This is a genomic window from Mitsuaria sp. TWR114 (assembly GCF_007997345.1).
Genome location: NZ_VOSR01001026.1, coordinates 1 through 1,089, shown reverse-complemented (window position 1 = coordinate 1,089; position 1,089 = coordinate 1). Strand labels below are relative to the sequence as shown.

Here is a 1,089-nt window from a genome sequence, read left to right as displayed (position 1 = left end):
CCCGGCGACGCGGGCGCTGCACACGATGTTCCGCGAGGTCTGGGCGCAGCAGCAATGCCAGGGCACGGTCACCGCAATCGAGCCGCCGGCCGGTCCGCCGCCCGGCCGCCAGTTGATGCGGGTGATCCCGTCGACGCCGCAGGACACCGAGAACCGCATCTACACGCTGCTGCTGGGCAGCATCCGCGCGGCGCAGCGCAGCGTGTACCTGACGATGGCCTACTTCGCGCCCGGCCAGGACATGGTCGACGCGCTGTGCCAGGCCGCCGACCGCGGCGTCGACGTGCAGTTGATCCTGCCCTCGCGCAGCGACTTCTCGCCGGTCATGCACGCCGGCCGCAGCCATTACGAGCGCCTGCTGAAGTCCGGTGTCCGCATCCATGAATTGCAGGAGGCGGTGCTGCACGCCAAGACCGCGGTGATCGACGGCGTCGTCTCCACCGTCGGCTCCAGCAACATGGACTGGCGCAGCTTCGTCTACAACAACGAGGTCAACGCCGTTGTGCTGGGCGAGGACTTCGGCGACGCGATGACCCGCATGTTCGAGCGCGACCGCGCCGCGTCGCAGGCCATCGACCTGAGACGCTGGCAGGACCGCGGCGTCTGGCAGCGCGGCAAGGAATTCTTCTCGAGGATGTTTGAACAATGGTGGTGAAGGAAGCGCCCGCGGGCGAACCGGGCGGCATGCCGCCGGGACCGGCCCCTCGACGACATCGGCACCGGCACGGGTGGGCGATGGGCCTGCTCACGCTGCTGGCGATGCTGCTGGTGGCCATCGGCGTCTGCGAATGGCTGGGCTGGCCCTTCCTGCGCCGTCCGGCGGAGCAATGGCTGAGCCAGAAGCTGGACCGCCAGGTGCGCTTCGACGGCGCCGAGGGCCAGGACTGGCAGCTGCGGCTGATCGGTCACCTGCGGCTGCGCGCGCACAGCGTCACCGTCGCCGGTCCGAGCTGGAGCACGCTGGGCGGTCCCACGCTGCAGGCGCAGGATGCGGCCCTCACGCTGCGCTACAGCGACCTGCTCGCCCTGCGCCACGAGGGCCAGGCCTTGCGCGTGAAGGCGCTGCGGGCCGGCGAACTGGCGCTGCGG

Annotated in this window: 2 protein-coding genes; both read left to right on the top strand. The window is 70.6% G+C overall.

Annotated elements, in window-relative coordinates; all coding sequences use genetic code 11:
• Window positions 1–655: phosphatidylserine/phosphatidylglycerophosphate/cardiolipin synthase family protein (locus tag FUT87_RS26945; RefSeq protein WP_255512062.1), on the top strand; the 655-nt coding region annotated here is incomplete at its 5' end.
• On the top strand, window positions 646–1,089 hold a 444-nt coding region (locus FUT87_RS26940; protein WP_404935472.1), incomplete at its 3' end, for a hypothetical protein. The genes FUT87_RS26945 and FUT87_RS26940, both read left to right, overlap by 10 nt.